This window comes from Sorangium sp. So ce834 (assembly GCF_051521425.1).
Classification (GTDB): Bacteria; Myxococcota_A; Polyangia; order Polyangiales; family Polyangiaceae; genus Sorangium; species Sorangium cellulosum_D.
Genome location: NZ_CP150351.1, coordinates 3,746,265 through 3,762,324 on the forward strand (window position 1 = coordinate 3,746,265; position 16,060 = coordinate 3,762,324).

10 protein-coding genes are annotated in these 16,060 nt (G+C 73.4%); 3 read left to right on the forward strand and 7 right to left on the reverse strand.

What is annotated here, in order from left to right:
- Positions 1 to 7: 7 nt before the first annotated feature.
- Positions 8 to 322, reverse strand: a complete 315-nt coding sequence (locus WMF20_RS13740) for a hypothetical protein (protein WP_437613882.1) — start codon at positions 320 to 322, stop codon at positions 8 to 10.
- On the opposite strand from WMF20_RS13740, the gene ssuD reads away from it, so the two are divergent.
- Positions 315 to 1,454: an FMNH2-dependent alkanesulfonate monooxygenase gene (gene ssuD, locus WMF20_RS13745; RefSeq protein ID WP_437613884.1), complete on the forward strand. Its 1,140-nt coding sequence runs from the start codon at positions 315 to 317 to the stop codon at positions 1,452 to 1,454. The two genes, WMF20_RS13740 and ssuD, sit on opposite strands and share 8 nt — an antisense overlap.
- Positions 1,455 to 1,531: 77 nt before the next feature.
- Here the strand turns inward: ssuD and WMF20_RS13750 are convergent, their stop codons facing one another.
- From WMF20_RS13750 to WMF20_RS13775, 6 genes are all read right to left on the reverse strand, one after another.
- On the reverse strand, positions 1,532 to 2,674 hold the full coding sequence (locus WMF20_RS13750) for a sigma 54-interacting transcriptional regulator (protein ID WP_437613886.1): 1,143 nt from the start codon (positions 2,672 to 2,674) through the stop codon (positions 1,532 to 1,534).
- 99 nt (positions 2,675 to 2,773) lie between these two features.
- On the reverse strand, positions 2,774 to 3,340 hold the full coding sequence (gene ssuE, locus WMF20_RS13755; protein ID WP_129574785.1) for an NADPH-dependent FMN reductase: 567 nt from the start codon (positions 3,338 to 3,340) through the stop codon (positions 2,774 to 2,776).
- A 500-nt stretch (positions 3,341 to 3,840) separates the two neighbouring features.
- Positions 3,841 to 5,832 carry a hypothetical protein gene (locus tag WMF20_RS13760; protein ID WP_437613889.1) on the reverse strand — a complete coding sequence of 664 codons (1,992 nt, stop codon included), beginning with the start codon at positions 5,830 to 5,832 and terminating at the stop codon, positions 3,841 to 3,843.
- A gap of 863 nt (positions 5,833 to 6,695) precedes the next feature.
- Positions 6,696 to 7,436 (reverse strand): hypothetical protein, encoded by a 741-nt coding sequence (locus tag WMF20_RS13765; RefSeq protein ID WP_437613891.1) that lies wholly within the window; start codon positions 7,434 to 7,436, stop codon positions 6,696 to 6,698.
- On the reverse strand, positions 7,433 to 8,038 hold the full coding sequence (locus WMF20_RS13770) for an RNA polymerase sigma factor (RefSeq protein WP_129574788.1): 606 nt from the start codon (positions 8,036 to 8,038) through the stop codon (positions 7,433 to 7,435). Before WMF20_RS13770 ends, WMF20_RS13765 begins: the two co-directional genes overlap by 4 nt.
- Positions 8,038 to 9,153 (reverse strand): hypothetical protein, encoded by a 1,116-nt coding sequence (locus WMF20_RS13775; protein WP_437613893.1) that lies wholly within the window; start codon positions 9,151 to 9,153, stop codon positions 8,038 to 8,040. Before WMF20_RS13775 ends, WMF20_RS13770 begins: the two co-directional genes overlap by 1 nt.
- A 442-nt stretch (positions 9,154 to 9,595) precedes the next feature.
- On the opposite strand from WMF20_RS13775, the gene WMF20_RS13780 reads away from it, so the two are divergent.
- Both WMF20_RS13780 and WMF20_RS13785 read left to right on the forward strand, forming a co-directional pair.
- Positions 9,596 to 11,770: a substrate-binding domain-containing protein gene (locus WMF20_RS13780; RefSeq protein ID WP_437613895.1), complete on the forward strand. Its 2,175-nt coding sequence runs from the start codon at positions 9,596 to 9,598 to the stop codon at positions 11,768 to 11,770.
- A gap of 263 nt (positions 11,771 to 12,033) precedes the next feature.
- Complete coding sequence (locus WMF20_RS13785; RefSeq protein WP_437613897.1) at positions 12,034 to 15,942, forward strand: protein kinase domain-containing protein; 3,909 nt, start codon at positions 12,034 to 12,036, stop codon at positions 15,940 to 15,942.
- The last annotated feature ends 118 nt before the right edge of the window (positions 15,943 to 16,060 follow it).

The following is a 16,060-nucleotide window of genomic DNA, read 5'->3' on the forward strand; positions in this document are numbered from 1 at the left end:
GGGCACATCACTGGCTAAAGTCGGAAATGGCCTTACAACTAGGCACGAGCCGTGCCACCGTGAAGCCCGCCCGGACTCGGTCGTTGCGCCATGAAGCCTGTCCGGCGTTGCTGCTCCAGCAGCAGACGCTGCGCGCGCGCTGCTGCTCCAGCAGCAACTGCTGCTCCAGCAGCAGCGGCAGGGGCGCGGTGCGCGCAGGCGCTCCCGGACGGCGGCCGGCGCTCGGCCGGAATCCCATGACATCGCGGCTGCGGCGCGAAACGTGCCTGCGGGCCGCCGGCCCGGTGATCCACGGGCGAGGAGCCCACGATTTCATGAACATCTTCTGGTTTCTCCCGACGCACGGCGATGGCCGCTATCTCGGCACCGCCGAGGCGGCGCGCCCCGTCTCGCTCTCCTACCTTCGCCAGATCGCGCAGGCCGCCGACGACCTCGGCTATTACGGCGTGCTGCTCCCCACCGGGAGGTCTTGCGAGGATGCCTGGGCGGTCGCGTCGGCGATGATCCCGCTCACGCAGCGGCTGCGGTTCCTCGTCGCGCTACGGCCGGGCATCGTCTCGCCCACGTGGGCTGCCCGCATGGCGTCCACGGTCGACCGGCTCTCCGACGGCCGCCTGATCCTCAACGTGGTGACCGGCGGCGATCCCGCGGAGGCCGAGGGCGACGGCGTCTTCCTCGGACACGATGAGCGGTATGCCGTGACCGACGAGTTCCTCACCATCTGGCGCCGCGTCATGGCCGGCGAGACGGTCGACTTCGAGGGCAAGCACCTGCGCGTCAAGGGGGCGAAGCTGCTGTATCCTCCGATCCAGGCGCCGCACCCGCCGCTCTACATCGGCGGATCGTCGCCCGCGGGGCACGCGCTGGCCGCGCGCCACCACGACGTCTACCTGACCTGGGGCGAGCCCCCGGCCGCCGTGGCCGAGAAGATCGCGGACGTGCGCCGCCGCGCGGCCGCGGAGGGGCGCGAGGTGCGCTTCGGGATCCGCCTGCACGTCATCGTGCGCGAGACGGCCGAGGCCGCGTGGGCCGCGGCGAACGACCTCATCCGGCACCTCGACGACCGCGCCATCGCCGCGGCGCAGCAGGCGTTCGCGCGCTTCGACTCCGAGGGCCAGCGGCGCATGGCGGCGCTGCACGACGGGCGGCGCGAGGCGCTCGAGATCAGCCCGAACCTCTGGGCCGGGGTCGGGCTCGTGCGCGGCGGCGCCGGCACCGCGCTCGTGGGCGACCCGGAGACGGTCGCGCTCCGCATGCGGGAGTACGGCGAGCTCGGGATCGACACCTTCATCCTGTCGGGCTATCCGCACCTCGAGGAGGCCTATCGCGTCGCCGAGCTGCTCTTCCCGCGGCTCTCCATCGCGCGGAAGGGGCCTGACGTCCGCACCAACCTCACGGGGCCGTTCGGCGAGGTGATCGCCAACGACATCCTCCCCCAGCGGTCGCAGAGCTGAGCCGGCCAGAGCGCCGCGTCGCGCGCGCCGCCGGGCTGCTCCGGGCGGCGCCGACCGTGCGCGCGCGCGGCGCGCGGTCAGGGCTCGGGGGCCAGGAGCTCTCGCACCGCCGCGCGCGCCTCCCCGGCCCTCGACGGCGTGGCCGGGGACTCCGACGTGGGGGGCGCCGCGAGCTCGCCGGATTGCAGCAGGCGCGCGCGCACGAGGTCGCGGCTGACGCCGAGCCGGTTCGCCGTGTGCCCCAGGTTGCGCTCGCAGCGGCGGTAGGCGGCGCGGATCACGATCTCCTCGACGCGCTCGTGCACGTTGGGAAGGTCGCCCTCGAACAGGGCGGTGATGGCGCTCTCGAGCGTGGCCATCCAGGCGTCGACTCCGCTCGATGCGCCGGGGAGCGGGGGCGGAGGCGCCTTCGGGGGGAGGCTCGCGAGCCGCAGATCGTTGCCTGTCACGCGGCCGGCGCGGCAGACGAGGAGCGCCTTTTGAATGACGTGCTCCAGCTCGCGGATGTTGCCCGGCCACGGGTGCGCGAGCAGGCGCTCCATCGCCGACGACGCGAGCACGCACGGCGCGGGGCCGAGGCGGCGCCCGTACACGGCGACGAAATGCCGGGCGAGCGGGAGGATGTCGCCCGGCCGCTCGCGCAGGGCCGGGACCGCGATCGCGGCGCCGCTCCACCGGGAGAGCAGGTCCTCACGGAACCTGCCGACGGCGACCATGTCCTCGAGCGGGACGCTCGTCGCGGCGATGACGCGCACGTCGGCGGGCACCGGCTGCCGCGCGCCGAGCCGGACGACCTCGCGATCCTGCAGCAAGCGCAGCAGCCCGGCCTGCGCGCCGAGCGGCAGATACCCGATCTCGTCGAGGTAGAGCGTGCCGCCCTCGGCGGCCTCGACGAGGCTGCGCTTCGGGGCGGGGCCTCTCGCGCCGCTCCCTTGCTCGACGCCGAAGATCGCGCTCTCCGCGAGCGCGGGCGACAGCGCCGCGCAGCTCACGGCGATGAACGGCCGGCTGCGGCGCGCGCCGAGCTCGTGCACGTAGCGCGCGAGGATCTCCTTTCCCGTCCCGGTCTCGCCGGCGAGGAGCACGGCCGCGTCGCCCGCGGCCGCCTGCTTCACGCGCTGGAGCAGCTGGTGCGATCGGCGATCCTCGAAGGCGAGCGCCGTGGCGCGCTCGGTCGGGGCCGTGGTCGATTCCGGGGTGGGGAGGGTGAGCAAGCGCATGGTCTACCTCGAAGCACCGGGAATTGTTGGCGGGTGTCTTGCGATTCCGTGCGATCGAACCGGAGGGCGCCGCGCGCCGCCCTCCTCCCCGGCCGGACCTCAGGCGGCCACGTCGCGCGCCGGGAGCGGGAGGCCTTCGCGGAGCACGCTGTCGATGAAGGGCCTCACGACCTCTTCCAGCTTGCTTCCGAGCTCGTCATCGATCTCGAGCGCCCCGTCCTCGCCGAGCCGGAGCGCCTTGTCGAGGAGGAAGAGCCCGGGGAGCACGTGCCGAGCGCCGAGCGACTGGAGGACCGGGCGCAGCCCGTAATCGATGGCGAGCACGTGCGCGAGCGTCCCCCCCGTGGCGAGCGGCAGCACGGCCTTCCCCGCGAGCCCGAACTGCGGCAGGAGGTCGAGGAACGCCTTGAGCGCGCCCGTGTACGAGGCCTTGTAGATGGGCGTCGCGATGACGACCCCGGACGCCTCCGCGACGATCCTCGCCGCGTCCGCGACGGCGGGCGAATCGACGCGGCCGAAGAGGACGTCCTCGGCGGGGAGATCGCGGACGTTGACGGTGGTGACGCGAAACCCCTCGCGCCCGAGCCGCGCCGCGATCCGGGCGGCCAGCGCGGCGGTCTTCGAACGGGCGGAAACACTTCCAGTGATGATGGCAATGCCTGACATGAGCGCGTCATAACAAAGCCCACGGCGCTTGTCTACTATAACGGATGATTTGTCCGTCTTGGCGGATTGTGCCCGACGGATCGCTGCTGCGGCCCTCCTGCGCGTGAGCCTGCGGAAACGGTGATTGTCATGGCGTTCCCTGGCGCCTACATGCACCTGCACGGCGCCCCATCGGGCCTTGGCACCGCTTCTGCTTTGGCCTGCCGCGCCGTCCCGGTCGTCGATCATGCCACCTGATCCCTGGATGTGGCGACCGCGGCTATCCTTCATCCGATCGGCAGAGAGCACGGATTTGGCCGGCCCTGTTCACCGGGAAGCGAAATCCTGCGCGAAGCTTCCTTGGTGAGCGAGCGCCTCGCGGCGTGGCCGGGCGCGGGCGCGCGTGAGGAGGGTCGACGGTCGGGCCACAAAAGAAAAAAGGAAGAGGACGCCGGTCGGGGGGGGAGAGCACCGGCGCCTCTTCCTGAGCGCGCGCTCGCGTGCGCGAGCGCCCGCCCCCGCTAATTCTCGAACCGGACGTTGTCCAGGTAGTACGGGCCCGAGTCGCTGGTCACGTTGAAGTTGAACTGCAGCTTCACATCGGTGGGCCGCGGCGTCGCGCTCAGCGCGTTCTTTGTCGCCGTCGGCAGCGAGGCGAACTGGATCCTCTGGAACGATCCCCGCGTGATCGGCGTGAGCGGCACGTTCCCGGCCCACTGGTTGTTGATGCCGGCCGACGGGATCGAGATCAGCACCTCGAGGTTTCCGACCCAGCTCGGGTTCGGCTGCGCGGGGGACACGAAGAGGTCGACCGTGATCTTGTCGCCGATCGTGAGGCCCGCGGTGCTGAAATTCGGGCTGACGATCGCGTGGAACGTGCCCGGCGTCAGGATCTGGAGGGAGGAGATGCCCTCCACGACCCGGCCCGTGTGCACCGAGAGCTGGGCCTGCGTCGACGTCCACGCGCCCGGCTTCTCGAACCCGAGGATCGGGTTGTTGAGGAGGAAGTCCGCCATCACGTCCTCACGGAACGGGATGAACACCTCGGTGAGCGCCTCCGAGATGGCGAAGCGCTGCCCGCCCTCGATGGGGTCGCTCTCGAGCTGCTCGGTCGTCTGGACGAACGGGGCCGTCTTGGCCAGCGTATCCGTCGTGCCGAGGTCGAGCTCGACGGTGGGCGAGCCCGTGGCGTCGCCGATGGGCTCATGGCACCCGCTGCACGACAGCGAGAACGCGCGCCCGACGATCTGGTCCGGCGTGAGCGTGCTGCCCATGGCGGTGAGCTTGTTCTGGATGCTGGTCCTGAGCGCCGAGGTCCCGCTGCCGAACGTGGCGAAGTAGTTGTTCTGGAGCCCGATCATCTGGCTCTCCCCGGCGTTCATGGTCGTCGGGTAGCCCGGCTCGAACGCGAAGCGGTTGATGTCGTCCGCCGCGGCGAGCCGCTCCACCAGGCTCGGGAACGACGTGCTCCGGAAGGTGACGGCGCGCGCGTCGGTCGACGCGGGATCGAAGAGCGGCGCGGCCGGGGTGTCCTTCACGAACGACGGGGTCGCGACCAGCGTGGCGCTCGTCCCGGAGCCGCTGTGCAGGAGCCTGAACTCCCGCAGGTTCCACGTCGTGAAGGGCACGGGCGGATCCCCGACGACCTCGGGGGCGAAGAGGAACTCGTTGGTCCGGATCTGGCCGCCGAACGGCCCTGTGTTCTGACCGTAGTGATCGATGTGGATGACGGGCTCGAACCCGGGCAGCCCGTCGAAGTAGAAGTCGTGCAGCGCGTCCTTCCGGGTCGCGAGGCTCTTCGACGGGTCCGACAGGCCGTACCAGAAATCGACGATCGGGCGGCAGCCCTCCCGGCCCAGGCTCGGCGTCGGGTTGGGCAGCCGGGCCTCGAAGATGATGAAGTTGCGCAGCTGGAACGCCCCCGGGGTCATGCCCGAGCGCCTCGCGAAGACCACGCGGTACTCACCGCAGTTGGCGCCGTCCGGCGGGGCGAGGTCGAAGCGGTTCGACAGGGTCGTGGCGACGTACGCGTTGTCCGCGGTCTCGTCGGCGAAGGGATCCCGGTCGGCCTCGAAGCCCACGGCGCGGGGGCAGTCGATCGGCCAGCCGTTGATGGACCCGTCCGAGCCGGGGATCACCACGTCATCGCAGTTCGGGCCGAGCCCGAGCCCGTCCGCGGCCTTCCGGTTCGTGTCCATGAGCTGCTGGAACAGCTGGAGGGGCGTCAGGCTGACGCCCGCCTGATCGATGAGCTGCTGGAGCACGTCCTTCAGCGTGAACGCGCTGAGGATATCGGCGTTCGTGACGACGAGCGACTTGCGCCCCTCGATCGGGAACGCCAGGGAGAGCTCCTGTGCGGCGGACGCGACGTCGCCCTCCGCGAGATCGGCCGGATCGCCGCCCGTCGGCGAGAGATCCGCGCAGGAGACCGGCAGCATCGCGAGCGAGACCAGCGCGGCGCGCCGCGCCCGCCGGAGCGCTCCGGCGGGGGCAGAACCAACATGAGGGCGCACCGGACTGCTCGAACTCGACGGCTTAGAGAACATGAAACCTCCTGAGAACGACGACGACAAACGACGGAGCCCGCGCTGCAGCGCGCGCGCTCCCGGGTGATGGATGAACGTGCGGACAGAGCCCGACGACCGCGGGCGAGCGCGCGCGTCGGCCTACGAAGACACGAATCGATCGCGCGCCCGAGCGGGGCACGACGTGCATGGATAGCGTCGAGCCTACGGCTCTGCGATGAGGCGAAAAGACGCCGTCATCTCCCGGAGCGGCTGCCCGTGAACGCGGGCTGAATATTAGTGGTATTTACGTCCCGATCAAGCCTTATCCGATGTCGTGTTCGTGACATGCCAGGCGCCGCGCGCGCGGCGCCTGTCGGCCATCGATGAACAGACCACCATCGCTCGCGTAGACGAGGGAATCGCCGCTCATGTGCTCGAACGTCGCAGGGAGCTCGTATGTGAAGCGCTAGTAACGCGCGACGCTCGCTGCCCGAGCCGCGGTCGTCGATAGGGAAGAGCTCCGCGTCCAGGAAGATGCCTGTCCCGCGATCGCCCACGTTCATGGGGCGGTGTACGGATCTCGCCGCCATGGCCGTCGTCGGCGGGGTTCGGCTTCACGGCCGACGACGGCGGCGTCGGCCGCGCACGCGGCGGGCGGGGGCGCGGAGGCCGCCGGGCGGACGACGGCCGCCCCGGGTGGGCCAACCTGGCCGCCAGGCCCGGCGCGCCGGCCCAACCTCGTCGACGATCGCCGCATGCCCCGTGAATGCTGCCGAGCTCGCTGGCCCTTCACGAAATCGTGAGGGGCGCTTCGCTCTTCTCAGCCCGCCATGGCGCCGCGGCCTCGCGGCCCTCGGCCCGTCACGGCGTCACGGCGCCGCGCTGACGATCCGGCGCACCGGCTCGGTGAAGGAGCTGGACGGGTAGCGCGCCATGAACGCCGCCGCGCGCGCCCGCGCCTCGTCGGCGCGCCCGAGGCGCATCAGCGCGCGGATCGCGATGAACTCCCGCTCCTCCGCGAGCCGCCCCCGGGGGAAATCGGCCTCGTGCCGGGCCAGCGCGGCGAGGGCGGCCGCCGGGTCCTGCGCGAGCGCGGCCCGCGACTGGTCGACGAGGTTCGACTCCCGGACCAGGTCGTCGTTGTCCACCGCGGCGATCGCGTCGGGCGCCGGCGCGGCCGGCCGGGTGTTCCGCGGCGCCTCCCGGCGGGCGACGGGCGCCGGCTCCGCCGCCGGCGCGGGGGCGGGCGCCGGCTCGGGCGCGGGCGGCGGCGCGGCGGTGGGCAGGCCGCCCCGCGCGCTCGAGAACAGCTGCTCCAGCGGCAGGTCGGTCAGCGGCGCGACCGGCGCGGCGGCGCTCCGGCCGTCGTCGAGGGAGGCGTAGAGCCCGGCACCGCCGGCGCCGAGGCCCACCGCGAGGAAGATCCCCTTGATCCACATCGGCACCGTCGCCCCGGCGCCCGCGCTCGTCGCGAGCGGCGCCACCCGGGCCGCGGTGCGCGCGAGCTCGGCGGAGGTCATCGGGCGCGGGCGCGAGGCGGCGAGGAGGAGCTCGCGCGCTCCCAGCGGGGCGCCGCCACCTTCCTGCTTCCATCGCTTCGGATCGCTCATTGGACCCCCCTGCGGGCGCGCTCGGCCTCGCTCTTCTTCAACAGCGTCGCGAACTCTTTTCGTGCCGCGTGGAGGCGCGAGTATACGGTGCCGACCGGGACGCCGACCAGGCTCGCGATCTCGTTGCAGGGCATCTCTTCGATCTCGAACATGACGAACACGGCTCTTCGGTCGAGATCCATGGCCTCGAGGATGCCATCGAGCTGCAATCTCGCCTGATGTTGGGAGGTGATCTCTTCGGGGCCGCGCGCGGAGTCCGGCACGTCGTCCACCACCTCGCCGAGGCGCTCCCGCCGCGTGTGCGCGCGGCGGCGGTGCGACGCGGCGACGCGGCGGCAGATGGCGAAGAGCCAGGTCGTGATGGGGCAGGCCCAGTCGAAGGACGGGAGCCGCCGCTGGACGACGATGAAGACGTCCTGGAAGGCATCTTCCAGATCCGGATGCTGGATGCCGAACCGCTGCAGGGTGGCCCAGACGAATCCGCCGTGCTCGGCGTGTAGGGCGACGAGGCTCCGCGGCGACGGCTTGGCGCCGCCCAGGACCTCTGCTCGTAAAGCTTGCTCCACGGTCCGGTGAATGCCGCCAGCCGTGGGATCCTTCATCAAAACGTGACCCCGACCCCGGCGAACGCCGCGCCCCCGACGGCGGGCTGCTCGAAGCCCGCCGGCTGCCCGTCCTGCAGCTGGAAGCTGTACCGCGTCATCGGAACGAAGAGATCGATCCCGGTCTCGAGCCGGAGCGGCCCGACGATGCGGACGCCGAGCCGCGTGCCGGCCCCGAGGCTGACCCAGGCCCGCGAGCCGACGTCGGTCGGCAGGATCGTCGGGGTGATCTGCTCGTCCCCGTAGACGACCGCGTAGATGGCGCCCGCCACCACGCGGCCGCAGAGCCCGAGGGCGAGCGATCGGCTCCGGACCGCCTCCAGGCAGCCGCCGAGCCAGCCCGCCGTGAGGCCGAAGGCGAACGTCCGCTGGGTCGCGTGCTGCTCCGGGAGCCAGAGGGCCCCGGTCTCGAGGCTCCACCGCGGCAGGACCGCCCACTCGCCCGAGAGGGCGACGCCGGCGCCGGGCGAGGGGACCAGGCCCACCGAGGCGAACCCGCGCCAGGCGACCGAGAGCCCGGCGGACGGCGGATCTTCGGCCGGCGGCGGCGCGGCCCGGGTCTCGGCCGGCCAGGGGAACGGCGGCTCCGGCGACCGCACGGCCGCCGGCGCGCTCGGCGCCCGCACGGCGGCCGGCGGAGGCGGCGGCGCTGGCGCGGCGGCCGGCGGCGGCGCTGGCGCGGCGGCCGGCGGCGGGGGGGCCTCGGCCGGGGGGGAGAGGGCGGCCTCGGGATCGGTGGTGAGCATGATGTGCACCGCCGCCGCGGCCACGATCCCGCCGCAGCTCTGGCCGTGGTCGGAGAACTCGCGGACGGTCGGCGGGGCGCCGTCGCACAGCTGGGTCCGGATCGTGGCCGACCAGGCGCCGGGCTGCCCCTGCACCACGGCCTCGATCGAGGCGACCTTGCCCGTGGTGACGAGATCGCGCCCGAGCCGCCGCGAGATCTCGGCGCGGAACTGGGCCGCGGTGGGGCACTGCGCCTCCGCGCCCGCGAGGCGCACCCACGACACGTCGGCGGCCCCGCGGTCGCACTCCTCGGCCCGCGCCCCGGCCGGGGCGAGCGCGACGCAGGCGCCGAGGACCGACATCAGCGTACGTACGGCCGGACCGCTCACCGCCGCCCCCTTCGCGCCGGCGGACCGGGCTCGCGGCGGGGGAGGGGGCGATTTCGTGGGGTGCGGCGCGTCATCACGGAGAGAAATGTTAGCTCAGTCGCCAAATTGTAGGGGGCCTGTGTACACGCGGGTGGATCACAAGTCACACAGGATTTACGGGCGCCGATGCTGGTTCGCTTCCATCGCGTGTACACGAGGAGACTCGGATGGGGAAGGCTCGCGGGCCGCGCGCCGACGCCGGCGAGGCGGCGAGTGCCCCGGCGTTCCGCGCGGCGCTGCGCGCTTCGCGCCGCGGGCGGGGAGCACGATTTGCGCTCGGCGCGCGAGGCGATCTCGCCGCCGCGGGCGTTCCTCCGGTGGTGCGATGTCCGGTAGGATGAGCACCGACGAGGCCCACGCCCGGACCGCGACGATGCGGACGCCAGGCGCGTCCGCACCCCCCATGCCCTCCCGCCCGACCACCATCGGCGTCCTCACGCCCTTCCTCGACGGCTTCTACTTCAGCGCCATCCTCAAAGGCGTCCACCAAGCAGCGCAGCAGCGCGGCCACCGCGTCGTGGTGATATGCGGCACCCCCGACTTCATCCAGGCTCCCTCGCTCGCCCGGGACCAGGTGGATGGGTGGATCGTCGTGCTCGCCACCGACGGCATCGAGCGGCTCGCGGCGACGCGCGTCCCGCTCGCCACGATCAGCACCTGCGCCCCGGAGGCGGGCTGCCCGACCGTGATGCCGGACAACCGCAAGGGCATGCGCGCCGCGGTGCGCCACCTTGTCGAGCACGGGCACCGGCGCATCGCCTACGTCGGCTTCATGGACCAGGACGACATCCGCGAGCGCTTCGAGAGCTACAAGGAGACGCTCGCCGAGAGCGGGATCCCCTTCGACCCCGGGCTCGTCTTCGAGGCCGAGAACAACTGGCAATCCGGCGGCGCCAGGGCCGCAGAGGCCATCCTCGCGCGCCGGGGCGAATTCACCGCCGCGGTCGTCGCCACGGACAAGAACGCGCTCGGCATGATGTCCGTCCTCCAGGCCGCGGGGTGCCGCATCCCCGACGATCTCGCGATCGTCGGCTTCGACGACATCACCGAGGCCCAGTGGTCCACCCCACCCCTGACCACCGTGCGCCAGCGGTTCGACGGCCTCGGGAAGATCGCGTGCGATCTCGTGCTGGCGCAGCTCGCCGGCGAGGCCGTCCCGCCCGGGCCCGTGCTCGCGCCGACCTCGTTCGTCCCGCGGCGGACCTGCGGGTGCAACATGCTCCAGAGCTTCCTGCACCGGCGGGGCGGCGCGCCCGATGAGGTCGCCGGCGGCGTCCTCGCCCGGCAGATGGTCGAGCTGCTCATCGGCCATCCGCTCCCGTCCGATACGCCCCCCGCCGCCGTGTGGCCCGGCGTCGCCGCGGTGATCGAGGGGCACCTCGCGGCGCTCGAGGGCACGAGCCCCCCTCCGTCGGGCGCGATCGACGAGGCCTGTCAGCAGGCCGTCCGCCTCACACCCGACGTGGAGAGCCTGATGGGGATCGCCCGCCTCCTCGGCCGGCACCGCGGCCCGCGCGCGGGGCGGACCGCGGGAGCTTCAGAGTCGGCCGAGGCGCGCGTCGAGGAGTTCCTGGAGCGACTGCGCCTCTCGCTCACCCTGGCGCGGATCGAGGCCGAGCGGCAGTTCGTCGAGGAGCTCGGCGTGGTCGTGCGGTCCGATCACGAGGTGAGCCTCGCGCTGCTCGGCGGCACCCAGGAAGAGTCCCGCTCGCTCTCGTGGCTCGACTCGACCACCGCGGTCTGGGGGTGCCTCGGGCTCTGGGAAGACCCGATGACCCGCGAGCGCCTCGTCGTCACCGGCGCCTACAGCCGCGATGGCACCCCGACTCCCGCCCTCGGCGACGTCTACGCGCGAGAGGCCTTCCCGCCCGCCGAGCTGCTGCCGCCCTCGACCGCCGGCGGCCCATTCATGGTGACCCTCCAGCCGATTCGCACGCTCCACCGCGACTGGGGGGTCCTCGCGATCGTCGGCCCGGGCTCGATCGAGAGCGCCGGCGACGAGGGCACCGTCGCGATCTGGGGCGCGCTCCTCAGCGCGGCCCTCGAGCGCGACGCGCTGCTGCAGTCGCTCTCGGATCAGCACGCGAGCCTGGAGGAGGCCTATCTGCGCGAGCGCGCGCTCTCGGCGGCCGTGCGCGAGCTCGGCTGCCCGCTCATCCCGCTCCTGCGCGGCGTCCTGCTCGTCCCGCTGATCGGCGAGCTCGACACCGGCCGCGCCCGGGAGGTGCTCGAGCGCGTGGTCGAGGGCGTGAACCGGCACCGGGCGCGCTGCGTGCTGCTCGACATCACCGGCGTCCCGCGTCTCGACGCCCCGGCCGCCCACGCGCTGGAGCAGATCCACCGCGCGGCTGCCCTGCTCGGCGCCCGTGTGATCCTGGTCGGCGTGCGCCCGGAGATCGCGATGAGCCTGGTCGCCCTCGATATCGATCTCGGCGATCTGTCCACGCATCAGTCGCTGTCGTCCGCGCTCGAGGGCCTCGCGTCCGAGGGGCTCCGCGCGCTCCGCACGAGACGTAATGGCGAGGCGCCGCCGCGCGGCGCGCGGCCGGATCCGGGCCGTCGCCGAGGCTCGGAGTGACCCTCCGCGGCCCGCGCTGAGCGCGCGCGCAGCGCTGTGGACTCCCACGCTCGCGCGTCGCTCGGCGTGGACACGCCTGGACATAAGCACGTCATGAACGTGCATGTCGGCTGCCAGCGTGATTGTCGAGCACGAGAGACGTAGAGCGAGAAATCATACGAGGATCGCAACCATAGCCACGCGAGCCGCGCGAACCACGCGAGGAACCGACTCTCCTTCTCGCGCGCTGGACAGCGCATCGGCAACCGGGCAATACTTCTTTCATGCGTGTCGGCGACGTCGTCGGGCAGCGGTTCGAGCTCCTCACGCTCGCTGGCTCCGGCGGCATGGGGGAGGTGTTCCGGGCCCGCGATCGGGCGACCGGCGAGACGGTCGCCCTCAAGGTGGTGCTCGGCGAGGGCGCGCACGAGGCGCGGTTCGAGCGGGAGGCAAGGCTCCTGTCGGAGCTCTCCCACCCGGGCATCGTGCGGCACGTGGCCCACGGGAGGGCCTCGTCGGGCAAGTCCTACCTCGCCATGGAGTGGCTCGAAGGCGAGGATCTCGCGCGGCGCCTCCTGCGCGGCCGGCTCAGCGTCGAAGAGACGCTGACGCTCGGGGTGAAGGCCGGCGAGGCGCTCGCGGCCGCGCACGCCCACGACGTCGTCCACCGCGATCTCAAGCCGAGCAACCTGTTCCTCGTCGACGGGCAGATAGACCAGGTGAAGATCCTCGACTTCGGGATCGCGCGCCGGCTCGACGCGACGCCGATGACCCTGACGGGGGTCGCCCTCGGGACGCCGGCCTACATGGCCCCGGAGCAGGCGCGCGTCGGGTACAACGCGCTCACGCCGCGCGCCGACGTGTTCGCCCTCGGCTGCGTGCTCTTCGAGTGCCTCACGGGCAGCCCCGTGTTCGTCGGCGAGAACATCCCCGCGATCCTCGCGAAGATCCTGTTCGGCGAGGTCCCCGCGGTCCGCTCGCTCCGCCCCGAGGTCCCCCCGCAGCTCGACGCGGTGATCCACCTGATGCTCGCGAAGGAGCCGGAAGAGCGCCTCAGCGACGGGGCGACCGTCGCCGTGATCCTGAGCACCCTGCGGTCCGCCGGCTGCGGGCCGCCGCGCGGGGCCGCGTCGGAGCGCCCCGAGGCGCTCACCTCGAGCGAGCTGCGGCTGCTCTCCGTGCTGCTCGTGGGGAAGGAGCCCGCGCAGCCCGAGGCCGACACCGCGCCGCCCGATCAGACGCTGCAGGTGACCGTGGACGCGCAGCTGCGGCAGGTCGTGGAGGCGCACGGCGGGCACATGGAGGCGCTCGCCGACGGCTCGGCGGTGATCGCCATCGTCGCGAGCCGGGACGCGACCGATCAGGCGGCGCACGCGGCGCGCTGCGCGCTGGCGCTGCGGAAGCTGGCCCCGACCCGGCCGATGGCGCTCTCCACGGGCCGGGCGCACATGGCGCGGCAGCTGCCGATGGGGGAGGCGATCGACCGGGCCGCGCGGCTGCTCGGCGCCTGCGCGGCGCGGCGGGCGGCCCAGCGGCACCTCGACACGCGCGCGCCGCCGATCGCGATCGACGACGTGACGGCCCGGCTCCTCGGCGCGCGGTTCGAGGTGTCGGGCGAGGGCGAGCGGCGGGAGCTCCACGGCGAGCGCGACCGCGCGGGCGGCGCGCAGACGCTGCTCGGCAGGGCGAGCGCGTGCGTCGGGCGGGATCGCGAGCTGCTCACGCTGCAGACGATCTTCGCCGAGTGCGTCGAGATGCCGGTCGCCCGCGCCGTGCTCGTGACGGCGCCCCCCGGCATCGGCAAGTCCCGGATCGCCCACGAGTTCACGCGCGCGCTCCGCGCCGAGGGCGGCCCGGTCGAGATCTGGACCGGCTGCGGCGACGCGCTGCGCGTGGGCTCGGCGTTCGGCCTGCTCGGGCAGGCGATCCGCGGCGCGTGCGGCATCCACGGCGGCGAGGCGGCCGCTGCCCGCCAGCAGAAGATCCTCGCGCGGGTCGCGCGGCACGTCCCCGGCCCCGACCGCGAGCGCGTGGCCGTGTTCCTCGGGGAGATCGCCGGCGTCCCGTTCCCGGGCGCCGAGAGCGCGCTCCTGCGGGCGGCCCGCGACGACGCGGAGACCATGAGCAAGCAGATGCGCCGCGCGTGGGAGGACTTCCTCACCGCCGAGACGTCGGCGCACCCCGTCCTGCTCGTGCTCGAGGACCTGCACTGGGGCGATCTGCCGACCGTGCGCTTCGTCGACGCGGTGCTCGGCGCGCTCGGCGAGCAGCCGTTCATGGTGCTCGGGCTGGCGCGCCCCGAGGTCCACGAGCTGTTCCCGTCGCTCTGGAGCGGGCGCGCGCTCAGCGTGATCCACCTCGCGAAGCTGCCGAAGAAGGCGTGCGAGCGCCTGGTGCGCCACGCGCTCGGCGAGGAGCTGGACGCGGCGACGGTGGCGCGCCTCGTGGCGCACGCGGACGGCCACGCGTTCTACCTGGAGGAGCTGATCCGGGCCGTGGCCGAGGGCAAGGGCGACGTGCTGCCGGAGACGGTGCTGGCGATGGTCCAGGCGCGGCTCGCCGCGCTCGACGGCGAGGCGCGCAAGGTGCTGCGCGCGGCGAGCGTCTTCGGCGACGTCTTCTGGCGGGGCGGCGTCGAGGCGCTGCTCGGGAGCGCGGAGCCGTGGGCCGCTCCGCACGACGTGCTCTCGGAGCTCTGCGACGGGGAGGTGCTCGTCCGCCGCACGGAGAGCCGGTTTCCCGGGGACGAGGAGTTCATGTTCCGGCACGCGCTCCTGCGGGAGGGGGCCTACGAGATGCTCACGGACACCGATCGCGTCCTCGGGCACCGGCTCGCCGCGGCGTTCCTGGAGCAGAACGGCGCGAGCGAGCCGACGACGCTCGCCGAGCACTACGAGCGGGGGCTCGACCTCTTGCGCGCGGGGAGCTTCTACCTGCGCGCGGCCGAGCAGGCGCTGCGGGGGAGCGACGCGGACGCGGCGATCGCGCGCGCCCGGCGCGGGCTCGAGTGCGGCGTGCCGGACGCGGTGCAGCTGAGCCTGCTCGGCGTGCTCTCGGAGGTGCACGCGTGGCGCAGCGAGTGGGACTACGCGCTGCTCTACCTCGAGCAGGCGCAGCGCTTCCTGATGCCCGGGAGCATGCCGTGGGTGCGGACGGTGCCGGCGAAGATCACCGCGGACATCCACCTCGGTCGGATGGACGAGTTCACGGCGACGATGCGCGCGCTGCAGGCGGTGGAGCTCGCGCCGGAGGCGACGGGGGTGGCGGCGTTCGCGCTCGGGGTGGGGAGCTACTACGCGGCCCAGCTGGGCGAGTTCCGGCTCGCCGAGGCGCTGACGCGGCGGGTGCGTGCGGTGGCGGAGCCGGTCGCCGATCGCGAGCCCGTGGCGCGCGGGTGGCTGCAGATCGCGCAGGCGTTCCACGAGGCGTGGCGGGACGGGGATCTGTGGGCGGGGCTGTGCCAGGCCGAGGCGGCGCGCGCGAGCTTCGTGCAGGCGGGCTACTGGCGCGGGTCGATCGTGTCGCAGGTGGCGATCGGGATGAACGCCCGGCTGCTCGGCGATCTCCACCGGGCGGAGCGCGAGCTGTTCGAGACGATGTCCGCGGGCGAGGAGCTCGGCCCGGTGTCGTGGCTGCGGACGTTCCTGCGCATCGAGATGCTGATCGATCGCGGCGCGCTCGACGGGGCGCGGGCCGAGACGGGGGCGATGCTGGGCATGGGGCTGGAGCGGCGCAACCCGCTGCAGCAGGGGTTCGCGCGCTGGGCGCTCGCGAGCCTGCTCCGCCGCGAGGGCGATCTCGAGGCGGCGGAGCGCGAGGCGCTGACGGCGATCGATCTGCTCGCGTTCCTGCCGCTGGAGCAGGCGGGCGCGCGGGCGCTGCTCTCCTCGATCCAGCTCGCCGCGGGCCGCGTCGAGGACGCGCTCGCCACGGCGACGGAGGTGGTGTCGGCGCACGATCGCTGGGGCGCGCCCGGCTACAAGGGCACGTTCGCGCACCTCGTCCACGCGGAGGCGCTCCACGCGGCGGGCGAGCGGGAGGCCGCGTGCGCGGTGGTCGCCGGCGTGGGCGAGCGGCTGCGCGCGCGGGCGGAGCGGCTGCCCGCCGCGCACCGCCGGAGCTTCCTCGGGGAGATCCCCGAGAACGCGCGCGTGCTCGAGCTCTCGCGGCAGTGGCTGCGCGCCGCGAGCTGAGGCGGCGCGCCCTTCCGGCGCCTCGCGCCGCTGCTGGCGAAGGGCGGGGGGGGGGACAAAGCGGCGAAGGCCGCCCGGCAGGTGCCAGGCGGCCCTCGCGGGCGCGCTTCCGCTGCGC

What these genes read in the sequence shown, in the direction of transcription:
- WMF20_RS13780 (WP_437613895.1), top strand. Translation starts at nt 9,596, where the DNA reads ATGCCCTCCCGCCCGACCACCATCGGCGTCCTCACGCCCTTCCTCGAC.
- WMF20_RS13750 (WP_437613886.1), bottom strand. Translation starts at nt 2,674, where the DNA reads ATGCGCTTGCTCACCCTCCCCACCCCGGAATCGACCACGGCCCCGACC.
- WMF20_RS13785 (WP_437613897.1), top strand. Translation starts at nt 12,034, where the DNA reads ATGCGTGTCGGCGACGTCGTCGGGCAGCGGTTCGAGCTCCTCACGCTC.
- WMF20_RS13740 (WP_437613882.1), bottom strand. Translation starts at nt 322, where the DNA reads ATGTTCATGAAATCGTGGGCTCCTCGCCCGTGGATCACCGGGCCGGCG.
- WMF20_RS13765 (WP_437613891.1), bottom strand. Translation starts at nt 7,436, where the DNA reads ATGAGCGATCCGAAGCGATGGAAGCAGGAAGGTGGCGGCGCCCCGCTG.
- WMF20_RS13770 (WP_129574788.1), bottom strand. Translation starts at nt 8,038, where the DNA reads ATGAAGGATCCCACGGCTGGCGGCATTCACCGGACCGTGGAGCAAGCT.
- ssuE (WP_129574785.1), bottom strand. Translation starts at nt 3,340, where the DNA reads ATGTCAGGCATTGCCATCATCACTGGAAGTGTTTCCGCCCGTTCGAAG.
- ssuD (WP_437613884.1), top strand. Translation starts at nt 315, where the DNA reads ATGAACATCTTCTGGTTTCTCCCGACGCACGGCGATGGCCGCTATCTC.